The sequence below is a fragment of the Lysinibacillus sp. BNK-21 genome (assembly GCF_048684915.1).
GTDB classification, from domain to species: Bacteria; Bacillota; Bacilli; order Bacillales_A; family Planococcaceae; genus Lysinibacillus; species Lysinibacillus capsici.
In genome coordinates, this window is record NZ_JBLQTS010000001.1 from 3,728,952 (window position 1) to 3,745,342 (window position 16,391).

Here is a 16,391-nt window from a genome sequence, read left to right on the forward strand (position 1 = left end):
AAGAAACTCATTTTAAATTTCATTATGTGATTTTGGTTTTGGTCCTAGCTCTTCAGGTTCGATATCAGCGAATGTTTCGCCTTCTTCTTCTAGGTCACGCATACGATGTGCAATACGGGAAGCTGCTGACGCTGCTATACTACCAACCAAATCATCTAAGAACGTGTTGACATGATGTCCGGGTTCTGTATCCAGTTTTTTAATAATCCCTATTTTCTGCTTGTCTAAATGACCAAAAGTAGTAACGGCAATGCTGCCATATGTAAATACAGATCCTAGTGCAATTGTTTCGTCTACACCAAATAGACCTTCATCTGATTCGATAATTTGTTGTAGTGGTGAAGATAATAATTTTTTCTCTGCTAATTCATCTAATTCAATCCCTACTAATAAAGCATGTTGCACTTCTCGCTTACGTAATACACGTTCAACAGAATGAACACAATGCTCTAGTGTTAAACCTTCATTATAGGTTTTTTGCATTTCGTAAACAATTTGCGCGATATCCTCTATCGCTACACCTCTACGAATTAACGCGGCTTGAGCTGCCTTTGCTACTTCGTCAGAGTGCACACGAATACTTTTATTATGCATATTTAACCCTCATTTCGATTTTTATTGCTAGTATAATGCTAGCCCAACCTATTATACCTTTACTTACGTAATATGGTACAATTTTGTTACAAACACAAGAAGGAGTGTCATCATTGGATAAGGGAACAGTACAGGATTTAACATTTTACAGTGAGTCATTACAGGAAGAATTACAGCTCTATATTTATGTTCCTGCAAATTATTCTCCACTATATAAATACAACATTTTAATCGCATCAGACGGTAAAGATTATTTCCAACTTGGTGGTATTACAAAGCTAGCTGATGAACTGATTGATGACTATGAAATCGAAAATTTAATTATTGCATTTGTTCCTTACAAAGACATAAAAGATCGACGTCATAAATATATCCCGAGCGGTGAGCAACATGAAGCCTATCTTCGCTTTTTAGCACATGAGCTAGTGCCTTATTTAGATCAGGAGTATGCCACTTACCAAATGGGTATGAGTCGTGGAGTGATTGGTGACTCTATGGCTGCCACTGCTTCCTTAATGGCTGCTTTAAAGTATCCAAGCATCTTTGGCAAAGTCATCCTACAATCACCTTATGTAGATGCTGATGTATTAAAGGCTGTGGAAAATTTTAAAGATCCAGGATCTATTTCTATCTACCATATCGTCGGCAAAGGCGAAGATCAAGTTGTGACAATGGATAAAACCATCAAAGATTTTTTAACACCTAATCGTCAATTGCATGATCTCATGATAAATAAAGGGTTTACTACATTTTATGACGAGTTTGATGGCAATCATACATGGAAATATTGGAAACCAGACCTTCGACGTGCATTAATTGAAAATTTCAATTAATATGAAGCGATTCAAATTACGAAAACTGAAATTTCTGTTATACTTAATTAGAAAAATTGTTTATTTTCGGGAGGTAATGGACTATGAAGTACGGTATTGTGGCATTTCCATCAAAAAAATTGCAAGATTTAGCGAATACTTATCGCAAACGATACGATCCTCATTATGCAAAGATTACACCGCATATGACATTAAAGGACAGCTTCGATGCGTCTGAAGAAGAGATTCAAACCATCGTCAAGCAATTAGATGAACTTGCTGCTAAATATGCACCTTTAAACATTCATGCATCTCGCATTAGTTCGTTTTTCCCTACAACAAATGCGATTTACTTCCGCATTGAACCAACAGAACAATTAGCAGCATTCCAACATGAACTTCAAGAAAAAATCCCTTATGGGGAAATGAAGCATGTATTTGTTCCACACATTACAATCGCTCAAAAAATGTCAGATTCAGAGCATGATGACATTTTTGGTCAATTACGCATGACAGGCGTTGATGAAAAAGATACAATTGATCGCATTCATCTTTTATATCAATTAGAAGATGGTTCATGGACAACTTACGAAACATTCCGTTTGTCTGGAGCTGAGTGATTGTTGTATAACGTTAAAATTGTTGAAACAAAGCAAGAACACGATGATGCCTTTGCTATTCGCAAAAAAGTATTTGTTGAAGAGCAAGGTGTTCCGCTTCATCTAGAATGTGATGCTGAGGATGCAACTGCAACACATTTCATTATGTATGATAACGATGAGCCTGTAGGAGCAGCACGTTTACGCAGTATTGACAACAATACAGCTAAAATTGAGCGTGTCTGTATTTTACAATCCCAACGCGGCAAAAAATTAGGCGCTTTAATTATGAAGGAAATGGAGAAGCATGCCATTTCTATTAATAAAAAAACCTTAAAACTTCATGCACAAAGCTATGCAATTCCCTTTTACGAAAAGCTAGGCTTTACAGTTACCTCACCTGAGTTTATGGATGCAGGTATTCCACACCGTGCTATGGAGAAGAATATTTAATGAAAGGGTGTTACGATATTTATAATGTCGTAACACCCCTTTTTATGAGACGAATTCGCTTGCCACCATTTATCTACTCTATCGTAACAAGCTGCATTGCCAAGTAGATATGCCATGCGCTACTTCATCATTCTAGTGATTTTATCGAAATCTAGTGATGCGCCATCTTGAATAATAGATTGTACTAATTTATCTTCTAACTCTTGCGTAATTGATCTGTTAGATATTTTAGCAACACGTCGTACAATTTTTCTTACTTGTTTTTCACTGGTAAAATCCGCATGTTGAATGGCATTGGCTAATGCGAAGATTTCATCCATCGATACACCTGTTTTTTGCTCAATCGAATTAAAAAACGAGCGATGCATGTTTTCCCTCCTATCATTAAAACTCAATATGACCTTGCTTCTTGCACGAAACATTTCGCAAATGGTGGAGGCCTTAACTTTATTTAGAATTTCCTAAATAAAAGCTAAAGCCTTTATTATGTTCATCAAATTAGATGTAAGTAGCGCCAACAATAATTAATAGAATGAATAGTACAACAATTAGAACAAATGTAGAACCATAACCATAGTTGTTACCTCCAGAGTATCCTCCGCAGTAGCTATTGTTCCACCCACCAACGTTATTTCCGTACGGTTGTGAGCCCCAGCCTTGGTATCCCATAAAAGCACCCCTCCCTTCTACAACCTATAATATGTTTCGGTCGTAAAAATGGGAGGGGTATTCGTCTAGTCAATATTTCCTTTTGGTCTAAATATTAAGGCACCAATAAAGCCGAACACAATAGCAGCACTGATTCCTGAGCTTGTTACTTCGAACATGCCTGTTAATACGCCAACAAGTCCATGTTTTTCTGCCTCCGCCAGAGCACCATGTGTTAATGAATTCCCGAAGGATGTAATGGGCACTGTCGCCCCTGCTCCAGCAAAATTAATTAATGGCTCATATAAGCCCATACCATCCAAAATCGCACCTACAACCACTAACGTACTTAGTGTATGGCCCGGTGTTAAATTGCCAACATCCATTAATAATTGGCCTATGACGCAAATAATGCCTCCAACAATAAATGCAAATACAAAAGTCATAACCATGTTTTTTGCCTCATTTCATCGTAATTTCTATCGCATGTGCCGTACATGGAATCGTCTCGCCTTGCTGATAGGATAGCGGAGATAATAACGCACCCGTTGCTACTAGTAATACTCGCTTATAGCTCCCTGCACGCATTTGTTGAATAACATAACTAAAAAAAACAGCTGCCGAACAGCCTGCACCACTTGCACCAGATTGGAATGCTTCATCCTGTCCATAAAATTCAGCACCTGCATCACGTAATAACGTGAGCTCTTCATTTTTCACGCCATTTTCCACAAGCATTCCTTTCAATAGCTTTAAGCCAAGCTGGCCCAAATCGCCTGTTAAAATTAAATCGTAATGATAAATTTTTTGATTTCTCTGTTGTAAATGAGATTGAATCGTCTGAAATGCAGCAGGTGCCATTGCTGCACCCATATGGAAAGGATCATCCATACCATAGTCAACGGATTTGCCAATTGTTGCCGCTTCTATAGAAGGATATTCCTCGCGATGCTTGCCAATTAACGCATAACCAGCAGCAGTTACAGTCCACTGAGCTGTTTGTGGTTTTTGTGCTCCATAATTGATGGGGTAACGAAACTGGCGTTCAATTGCATTATGTTGACTAGAGGCACCTGCTAATGAAAAATTAGCAGCACCTAACTCGGTTAACAGGCATGCAATAATGACTGAAGATACAGATGTGGCACATGCCGAAAAGAGTCCAATAAAAGGGATTTCTAAATCCCTAGCGGCAAAATTAGTTGGCGTCATTTGGTTGACTAAATCTCCACCCATTAAATAATTGATATCACCTTTTTGTACGCCCATTTTTTTCATAGCAAATTCACAGGCCTCTTCGATCATTTTACGATGTCCCTGTTCGTTTGTTTTCATTTGCCAACGTTCATCATCATACACAGAGTCAAAATATTGACTAAAAATACTCCTATTTTCTAATGGACCTGCTACCACACCACCTGCTAAAAGAGAGGGCTTCGATTGAAATACAATTACCATGAAACCACTCCTATCGTTACGAGGATATATTTAATGAGCGCTACAAAAAATGCTGACACTACACCAAATAAAACAACTGATCCTGCTAATTTAAATAAATTTCCTCCGACTCCCAATACTAGCCCTTCAGAACGATGCTCGATTGCTGCCGAAATAACAGCATTACCAAAGCCTGTTACTGGAACTGCTGATCCAGCCCCAGCAAATTGACCAATTCTTTTATAAAGGCCAAGACCTGTTAATATCATTGCGAAAAATACCATCGTTGCAACCGTAGGATTTCCTGCTGTTGCTTCTGTAAAATTGAAGAAAATAATATAAAAAAGAGACACAGCTTGACCGATTGCACAAATAAAACCGCCAACGAAAAAGGCTTTTGCTACATTCTTTAAATAAGGGGGCTTTGGTGTAACATTTTGCTCTAACTGTTGATACTGCTCTTTTTCCATTTATGTCTCCTCCTTTGCAAGCTCTTTTAGTTCTGTAATTTTATCGCTTAATTTATTATCTTCCATCTGATCCTTTTTTATTTTATTGGCTTCATAAAAAATTTTGTAATCAGCGGAGACAAACACTTCTTTGTTTGGATATTTCTCTTCAAATTTCTTTTGCAATTTTTTCTCTAACTTAGTTTTTTTCCACTTTTCCCATGGTTTAATTTGTACTGCGATAAGCATACTATCGTCATATTGAATAACCGTTGAGCGATCAACATAGTCTTCTTCTTTAATAAGGGTTTCGACTTCACTTTCATTTTGTGGAGACCCATAGACGATAAATTTTTCCTTTTCAGCACAACCATTTAACAGCGATAAAACAACTAAGAGAGGTAACGTCATTCCTAGTAGCCTCAAGTTTTACCCTCCTTTTCTTTACAGTTTCTCCACACATAAAAAAACTATTCATTCAAAGAAATACACAAAAGCCCGAGTCCAGTTTTCAAAAGTACATATTGTAGAAGTAGTAACAAGGAAAGGGGGTGACAATATGGGTTGTGGTAAGCCAACAAATCCTATTGGACCAATCCATTCAGCAGGCTGCGTTTGTGACGTAGTTCGCGCTATTTTAGATATTCAAAATCAAGCGGTGCGAGATGAGTGTTCTCCATGTACAGCAAACTGTTTCTTAGAGCCACTAGGCGGGATTGTTAGTCCTGCACGCTCACAAGCAGATACACGTGTTTTCATGTTAATTACAAAAGATGGTACTCCTTTCAAAGCATTCTTTAACTCTCCAACAGCAGATCCTTGTATTTGTACATCTGTATTCTTCCGCGTAGAAGATATGTTTGATGAATGCTGTGCTACTTTACGTGTTTTAGAGCCATTATGTACATTTGACTCTAGTGAAAGTACAGTAGACTTACTAAGCAAAGATGGTTGTTGTATCAACATGAAGAAAATCTGTAAAGTAGATGACTGGAGCTCAACAGATAGCTGTATTACTGTGGATTTATCTTGCTTCTGCGCTGTACAATGTATCGCTGATGTTGACTTAGGGATTTGTGACTAATTCTTTCACCTTTGACACACACACATAAAAAAAGTGTACAGCATCCTCTGCTGTACACTTTTTTTATAAAGTTGGCAATTTTCTTCCTCGCCAAAGTATTTGCTGTATATCTTCAAAATGAATGATTTCCTGTATTTTTAATTCTAATGATGTGAGCATTAAAGAATCATTCTGTACATCTGAAGCTGTCCCAGTTAATTTTCTACCATCCTTTAAACAAACTAATAATGGCTGATAGGCTCTCTGACGAAATGGTTTTTCTAAAAACTGGAGCTGTTTCAGTAAATAAGGATCTATTTGTACTTCATCCACTGTCTCATTTTTTTCTTCAACTATTTGCTCATCGAACATAGTGTCCTTTACATAGACAGATGTACTTTCATCCAAATCAAGTTCATGTAACACCTTAGAAATATTTAAAAAATATGATGGTGATTTTATAAACAAGCGTGGTTCTTGATCCACTTTACTCACTTCCCTTTTTTCCATACAATATGCGAAAGTAAGCAAATTGGTTCTTAGCCTATTTGGCTTAAGAAAACTGTTGCTAAGCCCAAATAAATTAAAATACTTGTAATATCATTTAATGTAGTAATAAAGGGTCCTGATGCAACAGCAGGGTCAATTTTTAGTCGATGCATTAACAATGGAATAAATGAACCAGCTAATGTTGCCACTAAAATAGAACCACAAAGCGCTGCCCCTACTAACATACCTAGGACAAGTTCATGTTTCCAAAAATAAACGATCCCAATAACAATTAATCCACAAACAATGCCTGACATTAAGCCAGTACCTGCTTCACGTAATAGTAACTTCAATTTACTATGTTCTTCTACATCACCTGTTGCAATCCCTCGAATGGCCACGGCCAATGCCTGTGTTCCACTATTACCTGAAGTTCCTGAAATTAATGGAATAAAGACCGCTAGTAAGGCAACCTTATCTAAAGTATCCTCAAATTGCCCCATTAGGTTAGCTGTTAACATACCTAGAAACAGTAGAACTACTAGCCATGGCAAACGTTTTTTAGCTGCTTGGAATGGTGTTACATCAAATTTATCCATATCCGAAATACCAGCCAATTTAGAGTAATCCTCAGAAGCCTCTTCATCAATAACATCAATAATATCGTCAACCGTGATAATACCAAGTAATTCTCCTTTATCATCAATAACAGGTGTCGCTAAAAAATTATAATCCTTCATAATTTGCGCGACTTCTTCTTGGTCATCGCCTACATGTACCATCACGACACGTTCATTCATAATGGAACGAATAAGTGTATCCTCGTCAGCAATGATTAAATCACGTAACGAAATAACACCCGTTAGACGATGTTCTTCATCCACAACAAAAATATAATAAACGGTCTCTGCATCTGGTGCCTCTTTACGCAAAATGGCCATAGCTGAACGAACTGTTGAATTTTCTGGTATAGCGACATATTCAGTGGTCATGATAGAACCAGCAGTATATTCATCGTAGCTTAATAGCTCATTAATATCTTCTGCCGCTTCTTCATCCATCATTTCTAAATAGCTTTCGCGCTGTGCTGTATCCAGTTCATTTAAGACATCTGCCGCATCATCCGCATACATATGAGATAGCATTTCTGCACCGTATGATGGATCCATTTCAGCAAGATATGCTTTATACTCATCATCTTCAATATCGATTGCCTCAAAAATATCAGCCATTTCTGTCGGAGACAAGAACGAATAGATGATTTTCCTTATATCAGGTTCCACCTTTTCATAAAACGTTGCCTGATCATATGGATGAAGTTCTAAAAACTCATCACGGAATGCGTCAATATTATGTGCTTCCAGCATTTCTCGTAGATGTGCCTCATCAAATTGCACATCATCCTTTTCATTTCTTTCCTCTATCATGCTTGTCCCCTCCTTCCGAGCTTTCAATCATTTTACGGGCAATGCTGCCGTAAATCTACCTTCTATATAATAGAGTGTAATGTACCTTTTCTGCAAACTCTTTTTTAAGTTATATTTATGAGCAATTGGGCAGATTTTTATAAAATTCAATATTACGCCTAAAATCATGGCGATTCTATTTTACTATACCTTACCTTTGTCACTTTGTTATGAATAAGGTGTAAAAAATAATCTACTTCTCTAGCCAAACTCCAAGATAGTTGTTGTTGACGCGCAGATAAACAATACATCCAATTTTCACCTACCATACAACCTGTGATATTAAGAATCTCCCTCGTGAAGAAATACGCAGTTTAACCTAATTCAAAAAACGATAAGGAGATGCTCGTTTGCGCGAACACCTCCTTTTATCAAAAATTTATGCTGAAGATTCCTTCAGTAATCTTTGCATGTCTTCATTTAGCATACTTGTAAAGTGTAATGGCACACTTGTTAAAGGATGCTCCATACTTAAAGATACACAATGTAATGCTTGTCGATCAATCTGAAGACGACTACCACCATAAAGGTCATCCCCCACAAGTGGGTGTCCAAGATGTGACATGTGCACGCGAATTTGATGTGTACGCCCTGTATGCAATTGAAGTCGTACATGTGTCATTGGTTCAGCACCCAGTGAAAAACGCTTCAGAACCTTTACATCCGTATGTGCATATTGTCCATCTTCTCGTACTTCTCTTTCAATAATACTAGCTTCTTTACGACCAATCGGAGCTATAATCGATTGAAAGTTTTGTTCGATATGTCCATGTACAATGGCTTCATATTGTCTTGAAATCTCTCTCTTACGCTGAGCAAGCCCTGTTAAATGATGAATATGAGCATGCTTAGCTATGCATAGTAAACCTGATGTATCTCGGTCTAGCCTTGTAACAATATGAGCCGTAGAGGCCAATCCTTGTTGCTGAAAATAGCCACAAACTAAATTTGCAATGCTGTTGGTTGGATGCTCTCGTGAGGGTATCGTACTTTGATGAGCTGGTTTGTTGAGCACTAAGATGGCATCATCTTCGTATACAATGGACAAATCTCCATGCTCGATAGCAAGCCCTTCACTTTTTTCTTCAGGAGGAAACGTTACTTTCACACAATCTCCAACTTGCAGGATATGTCTCACATTACGTTCGACATCATTCACAGTCAACATGCCACCATCAAACTTAATAGCTGTTAGAGCTCGCTTAGAAATACGCCACTCTTGAAGAGCCTCTCGTAATAATTGGCCATTTTTCTTTGCCTCAAATTGTAATGTAAATCTTGTATCCACGTTATTCATTTGCAACAAATGATTCATGCACTCGCTCCCAAAATGGGAATGGTCGGAAACGGGCAAAACGTACTCTTTCATTTGCTACATTAAACGCTATGGCTTTGACATCACCTTGAGTAATTTGCAAGTGATCAACAGTCATATTAAAATTTTGTTCATTTACAGGACGCAATACACAATGATGGTGTGCTGGTAAGATTAATGGCGATCCTACTGTCCTGAAAACGCGGTTATTAATTGAGGCAATTTCAGTGACTTGGAGTGCCGCTAGTGTAGGATGTATGATGGCTCCACCTAGAGCTTTATTATAAGCCGTACTACCCGAGGGAGTGGATACACAAAGACCATCACCACGGAAACGCTCAAATTGATTGCCATTTAACTCTACATCCATCACAAGTGTAACATCTGGCGATTTGACGGTTGCTTCGTTTAAAGCAAGATACGTATTTGATTCGGCATTATGATGCTCTACCCTTACTTCCAGCAGTGGATATTCCACAACATTAAAATCCTTCTTAGCAATGGACAAAACTAATTTTTCTAATTCAGATGGTTTCCAATCCGCATAAAATCCTAAATGCCCTGTATGGATACCAACGAAGGCTACCTGATCTAATAAATGGGAGTATCGATGAAAGGCATGCAATAGTGTGCCATCTCCTCCAATCGAAACAACAATTTCTGGCGTCTCTTCATCATAGGTCAAGCCAAAATCCTGTAAATAGGTTTTAGCAAGTTCCATCAGCTCGTTGGATTGTGCATCTCTACGTGATTGAATCGAAAATTTCATTGTGCGTCACGCTCCTTCTCCGTTAGTAAATTAGGATTCGATGCTTCTTTATATTCGCTAAAGTAGGCCTGTGCCTCTTGAATTTCACTACGAATGGATGACATTTCCTCATCCAACCGAAATGCTGCCTCGGCAGCACTTTGCAAGCGATTCTTAATCTCTTCTGGGAACATGCCCTTATATTTATAATTTAAAGAATGCTCTATTGAAGCCCAGAAATTCATGGCTAGTGTACGGATTTGTATTTCTGCTAATACTACTTTTTTTCCTTGAATTGTTTCAACAGGATACTCCACTATCATATGGTAGGAGCGATAACCACTAGGCTTATTATGTGTAATATAATCGCGTTCTTCCACTACACGCATATCTTTTCGCTGACGAATTAGCTCAGTTACCGTTGAAATATCATCAACAAATTGACACATAATCCGAAGGCCAGCAATATCACCAAGTTCATCACCAAGTTGTTTAGAAGGCTCAAAAGCTAGTCCTTTTTCTAACGTTTTGTCATATATACTTGCTAAAGGCTTGACACGTCCTGTAACAAATTCAATTGGCGAATTGGCATTAACAATACCAAATTGCGAACGCATGCCCTTTAATTTTACTTTTAATTCGTCTACTGCTTGTTTATAAGGACTTAAAAAAATTTCCCATTGTCCCATTGTAAAAACCTCCCGACAATCGGTATCGAACACCACCGTCTGTTCGTTTTGTCTTTCTATTCAGCAAGAATAGCCTTGAAGTGTTGTTCCACTGCCTGGACAAATTCTGCCCCATAATTGTAATTTCCTTCAATATTATACACGAGCATTTCCAATTCCTCGTAGAAATTTGTCAGCTCAATCACTTCTTCACCTATTCGTAGCAATGGATTTTTCCCTTTTTGTAAAATATGTACAAGATTCTCCCAACTACTCGGTGGAAAACGCAAGTAATGATAGTCTTCACCTGCATCAAGTAAATAAATGAATGCAAAATCATCTGAATCTGCAATGAGTTGTCCAGCAGGTTTTAACTGTAAATTTACTTCATTGTCGTTTAAACTAAAATGAAGTTGATCTTGTTCAAAATTCGATGTATCTATTGTATAAATTTTACGCACATGCGGTTCCCCTTTTCGTTGTACTCTTCCTCTTATTTTAGCACACAGGGTAAATAGTTGCAGTGTGTAAATATTAATTCGAGCGAAACAACGGATGAAAAATAAAAAATAAATAGGTGACTATAAATGACACAAGAAATTGAAATTGAATTTAAAAATCTATTAACAAAACAACAATACGAGCAATTATTACAAGAGTTCCACATTAGCCAAAATGCTATTCATCGTCAAACAAATCATTATTTTGACACACCTAATCAAGCAATTCGCAACCTACAAAGTGGTCTTCGTATTAGACAAATTGGTGATTATTACGAATGTACGCTCAAGGAAAAAAACGCCGAGCATGCTCACCTTGAAACGACGGATGAAATAACAGCAATAGAGGCGCAACAAATGTTAGATGGCAAAGGATTTTATGCTCAAGAGGTAGCTAAAAGATTAGCTCTTCATCACATTCCTTTAGAACAATTGCATGTATTTGGTTCTCTCACTACAGATCGTGTCGAAATTCCCTACAAAGAGGGACTTCTCGTTTTTGATCATTCTTTCTATTTGCAGCGTGACGATTATGAGGTAGAATATGAAGCAAAAGATGCAATAAAAGGAAATATAATTTTCGACGAATTTTTACAACAATATGGTATTGATAAGCAACCAACTGATAAAAAAATTGCTCGTTTTATGAAGGCACTAAAAGCACAAAATTTATAAAAGTAGAAAAAAGGAAGGTGTCTGACTCCTTGGATATTCAATCATTCAAATCTTTACTAGAAATTCGGGCTTTGCAAACACTTGGATCAAGCGAAAGTTCACCCACAGACAATGAGTCTATTTTTTCTGATATGATTAACGAATTATTAGGAGAAACTTCGACAGCAAGTAATGCTAAATTATCAAGCTTGCTTGCTACAGGAACAGCAAATAATTCAAATTTCGTCAAAGAATTAGCTACTTTGGAGCAAAGTCCATTAGAATCATTACTTTACAAAGGGTCTAATGCTGTGTTTATACCTGAATCAGTCAAACAAGCTTTAGCAAACACATATGCTAATAACAAACTTGATTCCTATGTTTCAGACGATGTAATAGGCTCTACAGCATATGCTAATTCACTAGCAGGATCAAATGAGTATACTGCCATTATTGAAAAAGCAGCCGCTACTTATCAGATACCCGCGAAGCTTATTGCAGCGGTTATTAAACAAGAATCTAATTTTAATCCAACTGTAGTAAGCCATGCGGGTGCGCAAGGTTTAATGCAACTCATGCCCAAAACAGCACAATATTTGGGTGTGACTAACGCTTTTGATCCAGAGCAGAATATTATGGCTGGTGCAAAATATTTGCGTCAAATGCTAGATAAGTTTAATAATGACCCTTCACTAGCATTAGCAGCTTATAATGCTGGCGCATCTCGTGTTACGAAATATGGAGGAATCCCTCCTTTCAAAGAAACACAGAATTATGTCAAAAAAGTGATGAATTACTTTACAGTGTAATCGCATCTTTCCTGTTATCTATGTCATTTCCAACAAATTTCACCCATAGTGGTGAAATTTGTGCTTTTGTAGCGAACAGCAATTCGAAAGAGCTCTTTGTTTGTGTTAACGAAAAGACGTTGATAGAATGAAGGTAGTCACAAGAATTTCACAATTTGATGAGGATGAAGTATACAATATGGTACTTTACGATATAAAGAATTAAAGGAGCATATAACTTATGAGTCGAAAATACACTGTTCCTTATGAGGAGCTGGGAGCTGAAAAACTGTCAGAACTCATTCATGCGTTCTATAAAAGAGTTGCTCAGCATCCTGATCTTATTCCAATCTTTCCAAAGGATTTAACAGAAACAGCCCGTAAACAAATTCAATTTCAAACACAGTATTTAGGAGGGCCAAATCTTTTTACTGAGGAGCATGGTCATCCGATGATGCGTGCACGTCACATGAATTTTCCTATTACACCTGACCGCGCTCAAGCTTGGCTAGAGTGTATGTCAGAAGCAATGGATGAGGTAGGTTTGGAAGGGAAGTTCCGTGAAACTTATTATCAACGTTTAGTATTAACAGCTCATCACATGGTTAATACGCCAAATGACGATGAGGGGGAATTGTTACGTGAATAATATTCAAATGTTGCAAGAGCCAACGCCAACGATTTCTACTGCAAACAAGCCAATTGAATTGTATATTTTCGTAGATCCACTTTGCCCTGAAGCTTTCAGTATGCAAGCAACTCTTCGTAAATTACAGCTTGAATACAACCATTACTTCACATGGCGCTTTGTTTTAAGTACAGAACTTACTTCTTTAAATTGCTTAAGTAAACGTGTCAAAGGCTGTATTTCAGGCATCGAACTTGATATTAATCACCCTGTTTTACCTTCTATCGCTATTAAAGCAGCTGAATTACAGGGGAAACGTGCAGGTGCGCGTTATTTGTCGAAACTACAAGAATACGTATTATTAAGTCATCAAGATGTAAACTCCTATGCAACGCTTTTAAAAATAGCTGAGGATGTTCAACTCGATATGAATGAGTTTACTGTTGACTTTGGTTCAAAAGAGGCAGCACGTGCTTTCCAATGCGATTTATATATTAAACGCGAAATGGAAGTAGATGAAGTACCAAGTATCGTATTTTTCAATGAATGTATTGAAGATGAGGGACTAAAAGTTAGTGGTAGCTATTCCTATGAAGTTTATGAACATATTTTACAAGAAATGCTGAACGAACAGCTTGTCCGTCAGCCTTTACCATCAATAGAGGACTTATTTTCTAAATTCCATACTCTTTCTACAAATGAAATAGCTTTTATCTATTCATTAACTGAGCAAGCAGCAGAGCGTGAACTAAAGAAACGCATGCTGCAACAAAAGATCGAACGAATCCAGACTACTCACGCTACGTTATGGCGTCTTAAATAATAAAATAAACAAAAGGGACTCCAATCATCATGATGGAGTCCCTTTTTCAAGATAATGCAAAATACAAAGAAGCGCCTCTATCCTCGACCGATAGAGACGCTTCTTTTTCACAAAGGGGATGGGAGAAATGTTCACGTTCAAACAAAGGGGTGTATGTTTGTTTTGTGATTTATTTCACAAGAATTACTCTATCATGGAATAATATATTTAGCAATGAAACCAATACTAGATTCACAAATTTGTCAAATAGAAAGCGATTACAAACAGTATTTTTCCAAGATGCACACTTTTAAACTATTTAGAAATCAAAAAAAAACATTATTCTTTCCTTTTAATTTATGCTGTTAATAAAAAGAATTGGGCTATAGGAACATTCCTATAGCCCAATTAATTAGTTATTTAACAAAAATTTTTCTAATTCATTTAAACGTTCTTCAAATACTTTACATGCATCTTCAATTGGCTTAGCTACGTTCATATCAACGCCTGCTGCCTTTAATACCTCAATAGGGAAATCAGAGCATCCCGCTTTTAAGAAGTTATTAATATAACGTTCTACAGCTGGTGCACCCTCCTCTAAAATTTGTTTACTCAATGCTGTAGCGGCTGATTTACCAGTCGCATACTGATAAACATAGTAATTATAGTAGAAGTGTGGAATACGAGCCCATTCTAAGCCTATTTCCTCATCAACCACCATATCATCACCGAAGTACTTTTTGTTTAATTCATAGTAAACTTCTGTTAAACGATCTGCTGTCAAGGATTCACCGTTCTTATCCATCTGATGAATAAGGTGTTCGAACTCTGCAAACATCGTTTGTCTGAATACCGTACTTCTGAAGCCATCTAGCCAATGGTTTAATAAGTATATTTTTTGTTGTGGATCATCAATTGTTTTCAGTAAATAGTCATTTAATAACTCTTCATTGCAAGTAGAAGCGACCTCTGCCACAAAAATAGAGTAGTCTCCATAAACAAAAGGCTGGTTGTTACGTGAATAATAACTATGAACACTATGGCCAAATTCATGTGCTAATGTAAATAGATTATTCACATTATCCTGCCAATTCATTAAAATATACGGATTCGTACCATAGGCGCCTGAAGAATAGGCTCCACTACGCTTCCCTTTATTCTCTAAAACATCGACCCAGCGGTTATCCAGTCCATTTTGAACGATGCTTTGATATTCCTCCCCTAATGGAGCTAAAGCCTTTACTAAAATATCTTTCGCTTCATCATAAGAGACCTTCATTTCCACCTCTTTAACTAGTGGCGCAAATAAATCCCACATATGCAATTCGTCTACACCCAATAATTTCTTACGCAACGAAATATAACGTTGCATAGCTGGTAAATGCTTATGAATTGTTTCCACCAGCTGATCATAGACATTTTCAGGAATGAAGTTATTAGACATGGCAGCGTGGCGTGCAGATTCATAATGACGAATTCGAGCACTTACATTATGCTTCTTTACATTACCAGTTAGCGTAGCCGAGAACGTATTTTTAAACTTGCCGTATGTTTCGTACATAGCCTTAAATGCGCCTTCACGTACAGAGCGATCCTTGCTCTCTAAAAACTTGATATAATTACCATGCGTAAGTTGTACTTCTTCTCCCTCTTCATTTTTCACATGAGGGAATACCATATCGGCATTGTTTAACATGCTGAATGTATTCGAAGCTGTACCTGTCACCTCAGACATTTGCGCTAGCAATGCCTCCTGTTCGGCTGGTAATACATGTGGACGTGCCATTGTAATTTCTTTTAAAGATTGCTTATATAGTTGTAGGTCTTGATTTTCTGTTAAGTAGCGTTCAATCGTTTCTTCACTTAATGACAGAATTTCTGGCGTTAAATAGGAAAGGCCAGCTGAGATACTCGTTGCCAATGTTTGAATACGGCTGTTCATATCTTGATAAAAGCTATTTGTAGTATCTTGATCATAGCGCATATGAGCATATGTGTAGAGCTTCATTGCACGTTCATATATATGATCATGATACTGTAAAGCTGCTAATAATGCCTCTGCCCCATTATTTAAAGTACCTGCATAGCTAGGTGCTTGTTTAGCAAGCTCTGCAACCTCCTTCAATTCCTCTTCCCAAGCTGCATCTGTTGCAAAGATGTCTTCTAAGCGCCATGTTAATTCTTCTGGTACTTCTTTTCGAACTAAAACCTGATTACTGTTACTAGCCATATATGCCAGCCCCCTTTATATGTGCTTTTTTCCTTTTACTCTCATATT

The 16,391-nt window shown here is 37.4% G+C and carries 22 protein-coding genes; 8 read left to right on the plus strand and 14 right to left on the minus strand.

All coding sequences use genetic code 11. The annotated features are described in order from the left end of the window. Nucleotides 1-12: 12 nt before the first annotated feature. Complete coding sequence (locus tag ACMGGO_RS18940) at nt 13-594, minus strand: phosphatidylglycerophosphatase A (RefSeq protein ID WP_054549790.1); 582 nt, start codon at nt 592-594, stop codon at nt 13-15. 113 nt (nt 595-707) lie between these two features. On the opposite strand from ACMGGO_RS18940, the gene ACMGGO_RS18945 reads away from it, so the two are divergent. From ACMGGO_RS18945 to ACMGGO_RS18955, 3 genes are all read left to right on the plus strand, one after another. Next, nucleotides 708-1,427, plus strand: coding sequence for an alpha/beta hydrolase (locus ACMGGO_RS18945; RefSeq protein WP_054549789.1), 720 nt, complete (start codon nt 708-710; stop codon nt 1,425-1,427). 83 nt (nt 1,428-1,510) lie between these two features. Beyond that, nucleotides 1,511-2,026 (plus strand): YjcG family protein, encoded by a 516-nt coding sequence (locus ACMGGO_RS18950; protein ID WP_054549788.1) that lies wholly within the window; start codon nt 1,511-1,513, stop codon nt 2,024-2,026. A gap of 3 nt (nt 2,027-2,029) precedes the next feature. Next, nucleotides 2,030-2,458 carry a GNAT family N-acetyltransferase gene (locus ACMGGO_RS18955; RefSeq protein ID WP_054549889.1) on the plus strand — a complete coding sequence of 143 codons (429 nt, stop codon included), beginning with the start codon at nt 2,030-2,032 and terminating at the stop codon, nt 2,456-2,458. Between the two features lie 119 nt (nt 2,459-2,577). Here the strand turns inward: ACMGGO_RS18955 and ACMGGO_RS18960 are convergent, their stop codons facing one another. The 6 genes from ACMGGO_RS18960 to ACMGGO_RS18985 form a co-directional block, all read right to left on the minus strand. Continuing rightward, the gene (locus ACMGGO_RS18960) at nt 2,578-2,826 is read right to left on the minus strand and encodes a stage VI sporulation protein F (RefSeq protein WP_004230969.1); all 249 of its coding nucleotides are present in this window, start codon (nt 2,824-2,826) and stop codon (nt 2,578-2,580) included. Between the two features lie 130 nt (nt 2,827-2,956). Beyond that, complete coding sequence (locus ACMGGO_RS18965; protein WP_009374137.1) at nt 2,957-3,127, minus strand: YjcZ family sporulation protein; 171 nt, start codon at nt 3,125-3,127, stop codon at nt 2,957-2,959. A 65-nt stretch (nt 3,128-3,192) separates the two neighbouring features. Then, nucleotides 3,193-3,552, minus strand: coding sequence for a stage V sporulation protein AE (gene spoVAE, locus ACMGGO_RS18970; protein WP_369700615.1), 360 nt, complete (start codon nt 3,550-3,552; stop codon nt 3,193-3,195). Between the two features lie 16 nt (nt 3,553-3,568). Beyond that, nucleotides 3,569-4,564 carry a stage V sporulation protein AD gene (locus tag ACMGGO_RS18975; RefSeq protein ID WP_054549787.1) on the minus strand — a complete coding sequence of 332 codons (996 nt, stop codon included), beginning with the start codon at nt 4,562-4,564 and terminating at the stop codon, nt 3,569-3,571. Beyond that, nucleotides 4,558-5,013 carry a stage V sporulation protein AC gene (gene spoVAC / locus ACMGGO_RS18980; RefSeq protein WP_004230957.1) on the minus strand — a complete coding sequence of 152 codons (456 nt, stop codon included), beginning with the start codon at nt 5,011-5,013 and terminating at the stop codon, nt 4,558-4,560. Before spoVAC ends, ACMGGO_RS18975 begins: the two co-directional genes overlap by 7 nt. Then, nucleotides 5,014-5,418 carry a YhcN/YlaJ family sporulation lipoprotein gene (locus ACMGGO_RS18985; protein WP_225340734.1) on the minus strand — a complete coding sequence of 135 codons (405 nt, stop codon included), beginning with the start codon at nt 5,416-5,418 and terminating at the stop codon, nt 5,014-5,016. A 133-nt stretch (nt 5,419-5,551) separates the two neighbouring features. Between ACMGGO_RS18985 and ACMGGO_RS18990 the strand changes: the two genes are divergently transcribed. After that, nucleotides 5,552-6,076, plus strand: coding sequence for a CotY/CotZ family spore coat protein (locus tag ACMGGO_RS18990; protein WP_004230953.1), 525 nt, complete (start codon nt 5,552-5,554; stop codon nt 6,074-6,076). Nucleotides 6,077-6,139: 63 nt separating this feature from the next. Here ACMGGO_RS18990 and ACMGGO_RS18995 read toward each other — a convergent pair whose 3' ends face one another. The 6 genes from ACMGGO_RS18995 to ACMGGO_RS19020 all read right to left on the minus strand — a co-directional run bounded on the left by ACMGGO_RS18995 (nt 6,140) and on the right by ACMGGO_RS19020 (nt 11,202). Beyond that, a complete protein-coding gene (locus ACMGGO_RS18995) occupies nt 6,140-6,541 on the minus strand; it encodes a hypothetical protein (RefSeq protein ID WP_231595610.1) in 402 nt (133 codons plus the stop codon). 53 nt (nt 6,542-6,594) lie between these two features. After that, complete coding sequence (gene mgtE / locus ACMGGO_RS19000; protein ID WP_048392024.1) at nt 6,595-7,971, minus strand: magnesium transporter; 1,377 nt, start codon at nt 7,969-7,971, stop codon at nt 6,595-6,597. Nucleotides 7,972-8,389: 418 nt separating this feature from the next. Further along, entirely contained in the window at nt 8,390-9,325 is a 936-nt protein-coding gene (locus ACMGGO_RS19005; RefSeq protein ID WP_328012704.1) for an RluA family pseudouridine synthase, read from the minus strand. Beyond that, nucleotides 9,300-10,094: an NAD kinase gene (locus ACMGGO_RS19010; protein WP_004227435.1), complete on the minus strand. Its 795-nt coding sequence runs from the start codon at nt 10,092-10,094 to the stop codon at nt 9,300-9,302. Before ACMGGO_RS19010 ends, ACMGGO_RS19005 begins: the two co-directional genes overlap by 26 nt. After that, nucleotides 10,091-10,762 carry a GTP pyrophosphokinase gene (locus tag ACMGGO_RS19015; protein ID WP_004227437.1) on the minus strand — a complete coding sequence of 224 codons (672 nt, stop codon included), beginning with the start codon at nt 10,760-10,762 and terminating at the stop codon, nt 10,091-10,093. Before ACMGGO_RS19015 ends, ACMGGO_RS19010 begins: the two co-directional genes overlap by 4 nt. A gap of 56 nt (nt 10,763-10,818) precedes the next feature. Continuing rightward, nucleotides 10,819-11,202, minus strand: a complete 384-nt coding sequence (locus ACMGGO_RS19020; RefSeq protein WP_004227440.1) for a hypothetical protein — start codon at nt 11,200-11,202, stop codon at nt 10,819-10,821. Between the two features lie 126 nt (nt 11,203-11,328). Here ACMGGO_RS19020 and ACMGGO_RS19025 point away from each other — a divergent pair, with 126 nt between their 5' ends. The 4 genes from ACMGGO_RS19025 to ACMGGO_RS19040 all read left to right on the plus strand — a co-directional run bounded on the left by ACMGGO_RS19025 (nt 11,329) and on the right by ACMGGO_RS19040 (nt 14,134). Continuing rightward, nucleotides 11,329-11,916: a CYTH domain-containing protein gene (locus ACMGGO_RS19025; protein WP_054549786.1), complete on the plus strand. Its 588-nt coding sequence runs from the start codon at nt 11,329-11,331 to the stop codon at nt 11,914-11,916. 29 nt (nt 11,917-11,945) lie between these two features. Next, nucleotides 11,946-12,704, plus strand: coding sequence for a lytic transglycosylase domain-containing protein (locus ACMGGO_RS19030; protein ID WP_048392027.1), 759 nt, complete (start codon nt 11,946-11,948; stop codon nt 12,702-12,704). Between the two features lie 220 nt (nt 12,705-12,924). Beyond that, nucleotides 12,925-13,332 (plus strand): hemoglobin, encoded by a 408-nt coding sequence (locus tag ACMGGO_RS19035; protein WP_004227447.1) that lies wholly within the window; start codon nt 12,925-12,927, stop codon nt 13,330-13,332. Next, the gene (locus ACMGGO_RS19040) at nt 13,325-14,134 is read left to right on the plus strand and encodes a DsbA family protein (RefSeq protein WP_004227450.1); all 810 of its coding nucleotides are present in this window, start codon (nt 13,325-13,327) and stop codon (nt 14,132-14,134) included. Before ACMGGO_RS19035 ends, ACMGGO_RS19040 begins: the two co-directional genes overlap by 8 nt. Before the next feature lie 391 nt (nt 14,135-14,525). Here the strand turns inward: ACMGGO_RS19040 and pepF are convergent, their stop codons facing one another. Next, a complete protein-coding gene (gene pepF / locus ACMGGO_RS19045; RefSeq protein ID WP_420282129.1) occupies nt 14,526-16,343 on the minus strand; it encodes an oligoendopeptidase F in 1,818 nt (605 codons plus the stop codon). Between the last annotated feature and the right edge of the window lie 48 nt (nt 16,344-16,391).

What these genes read in the sequence shown, in the direction of transcription:
- ACMGGO_RS18940 (WP_054549790.1), bottom strand. Translation starts at nt 594, where the DNA reads ATGCATAATAAAAGTATTCGTGTGCACTCTGACGAAGTAGCAAAGGCA.
- ACMGGO_RS18950 (WP_054549788.1), top strand. Translation starts at nt 1,511, where the DNA reads ATGAAGTACGGTATTGTGGCATTTCCATCAAAAAAATTGCAAGATTTA.
- ACMGGO_RS18960 (WP_004230969.1), bottom strand. Translation starts at nt 2,826, where the DNA reads ATGCATCGCTCGTTTTTTAATTCGATTGAGCAAAAAACAGGTGTATCG.
- ACMGGO_RS18965 (WP_009374137.1), bottom strand. Translation starts at nt 3,127, where the DNA reads ATGGGATACCAAGGCTGGGGCTCACAACCGTACGGAAATAACGTTGGT.
- spoVAE (WP_369700615.1), bottom strand. Translation starts at nt 3,552, where the DNA reads ATGACTTTTGTATTTGCATTTATTGTTGGAGGCATTATTTGCGTCATA.
- ACMGGO_RS18975 (WP_054549787.1), bottom strand. Translation starts at nt 4,564, where the DNA reads ATGGTAATTGTATTTCAATCGAAGCCCTCTCTTTTAGCAGGTGGTGTG.
- spoVAC (WP_004230957.1), bottom strand. Translation starts at nt 5,013, where the DNA reads ATGGAAAAAGAGCAGTATCAACAGTTAGAGCAAAATGTTACACCAAAG.
- ACMGGO_RS18990 (WP_004230953.1), top strand. Translation starts at nt 5,552, where the DNA reads ATGGGTTGTGGTAAGCCAACAAATCCTATTGGACCAATCCATTCAGCA.
- mgtE (WP_048392024.1), bottom strand. Translation starts at nt 7,971, where the DNA reads ATGATAGAGGAAAGAAATGAAAAGGATGATGTGCAATTTGATGAGGCA.
- ACMGGO_RS19005 (WP_328012704.1), bottom strand. Translation starts at nt 9,325, where the DNA reads ATGAATCATTTGTTGCAAATGAATAACGTGGATACAAGATTTACATTA.
- ACMGGO_RS19010 (WP_004227435.1), bottom strand. Translation starts at nt 10,094, where the DNA reads ATGAAATTTTCGATTCAATCACGTAGAGATGCACAATCCAACGAGCTG.
- ACMGGO_RS19015 (WP_004227437.1), bottom strand. Translation starts at nt 10,762, where the DNA reads ATGGGACAATGGGAAATTTTTTTAAGTCCTTATAAACAAGCAGTAGAC.
- ACMGGO_RS19025 (WP_054549786.1), top strand. Translation starts at nt 11,329, where the DNA reads ATGACACAAGAAATTGAAATTGAATTTAAAAATCTATTAACAAAACAA.
- ACMGGO_RS19035 (WP_004227447.1), top strand. Translation starts at nt 12,925, where the DNA reads ATGAGTCGAAAATACACTGTTCCTTATGAGGAGCTGGGAGCTGAAAAA.
- pepF (WP_420282129.1), bottom strand. Translation starts at nt 16,343, where the DNA reads ATGGCTAGTAACAGTAATCAGGTTTTAGTTCGAAAAGAAGTACCAGAA.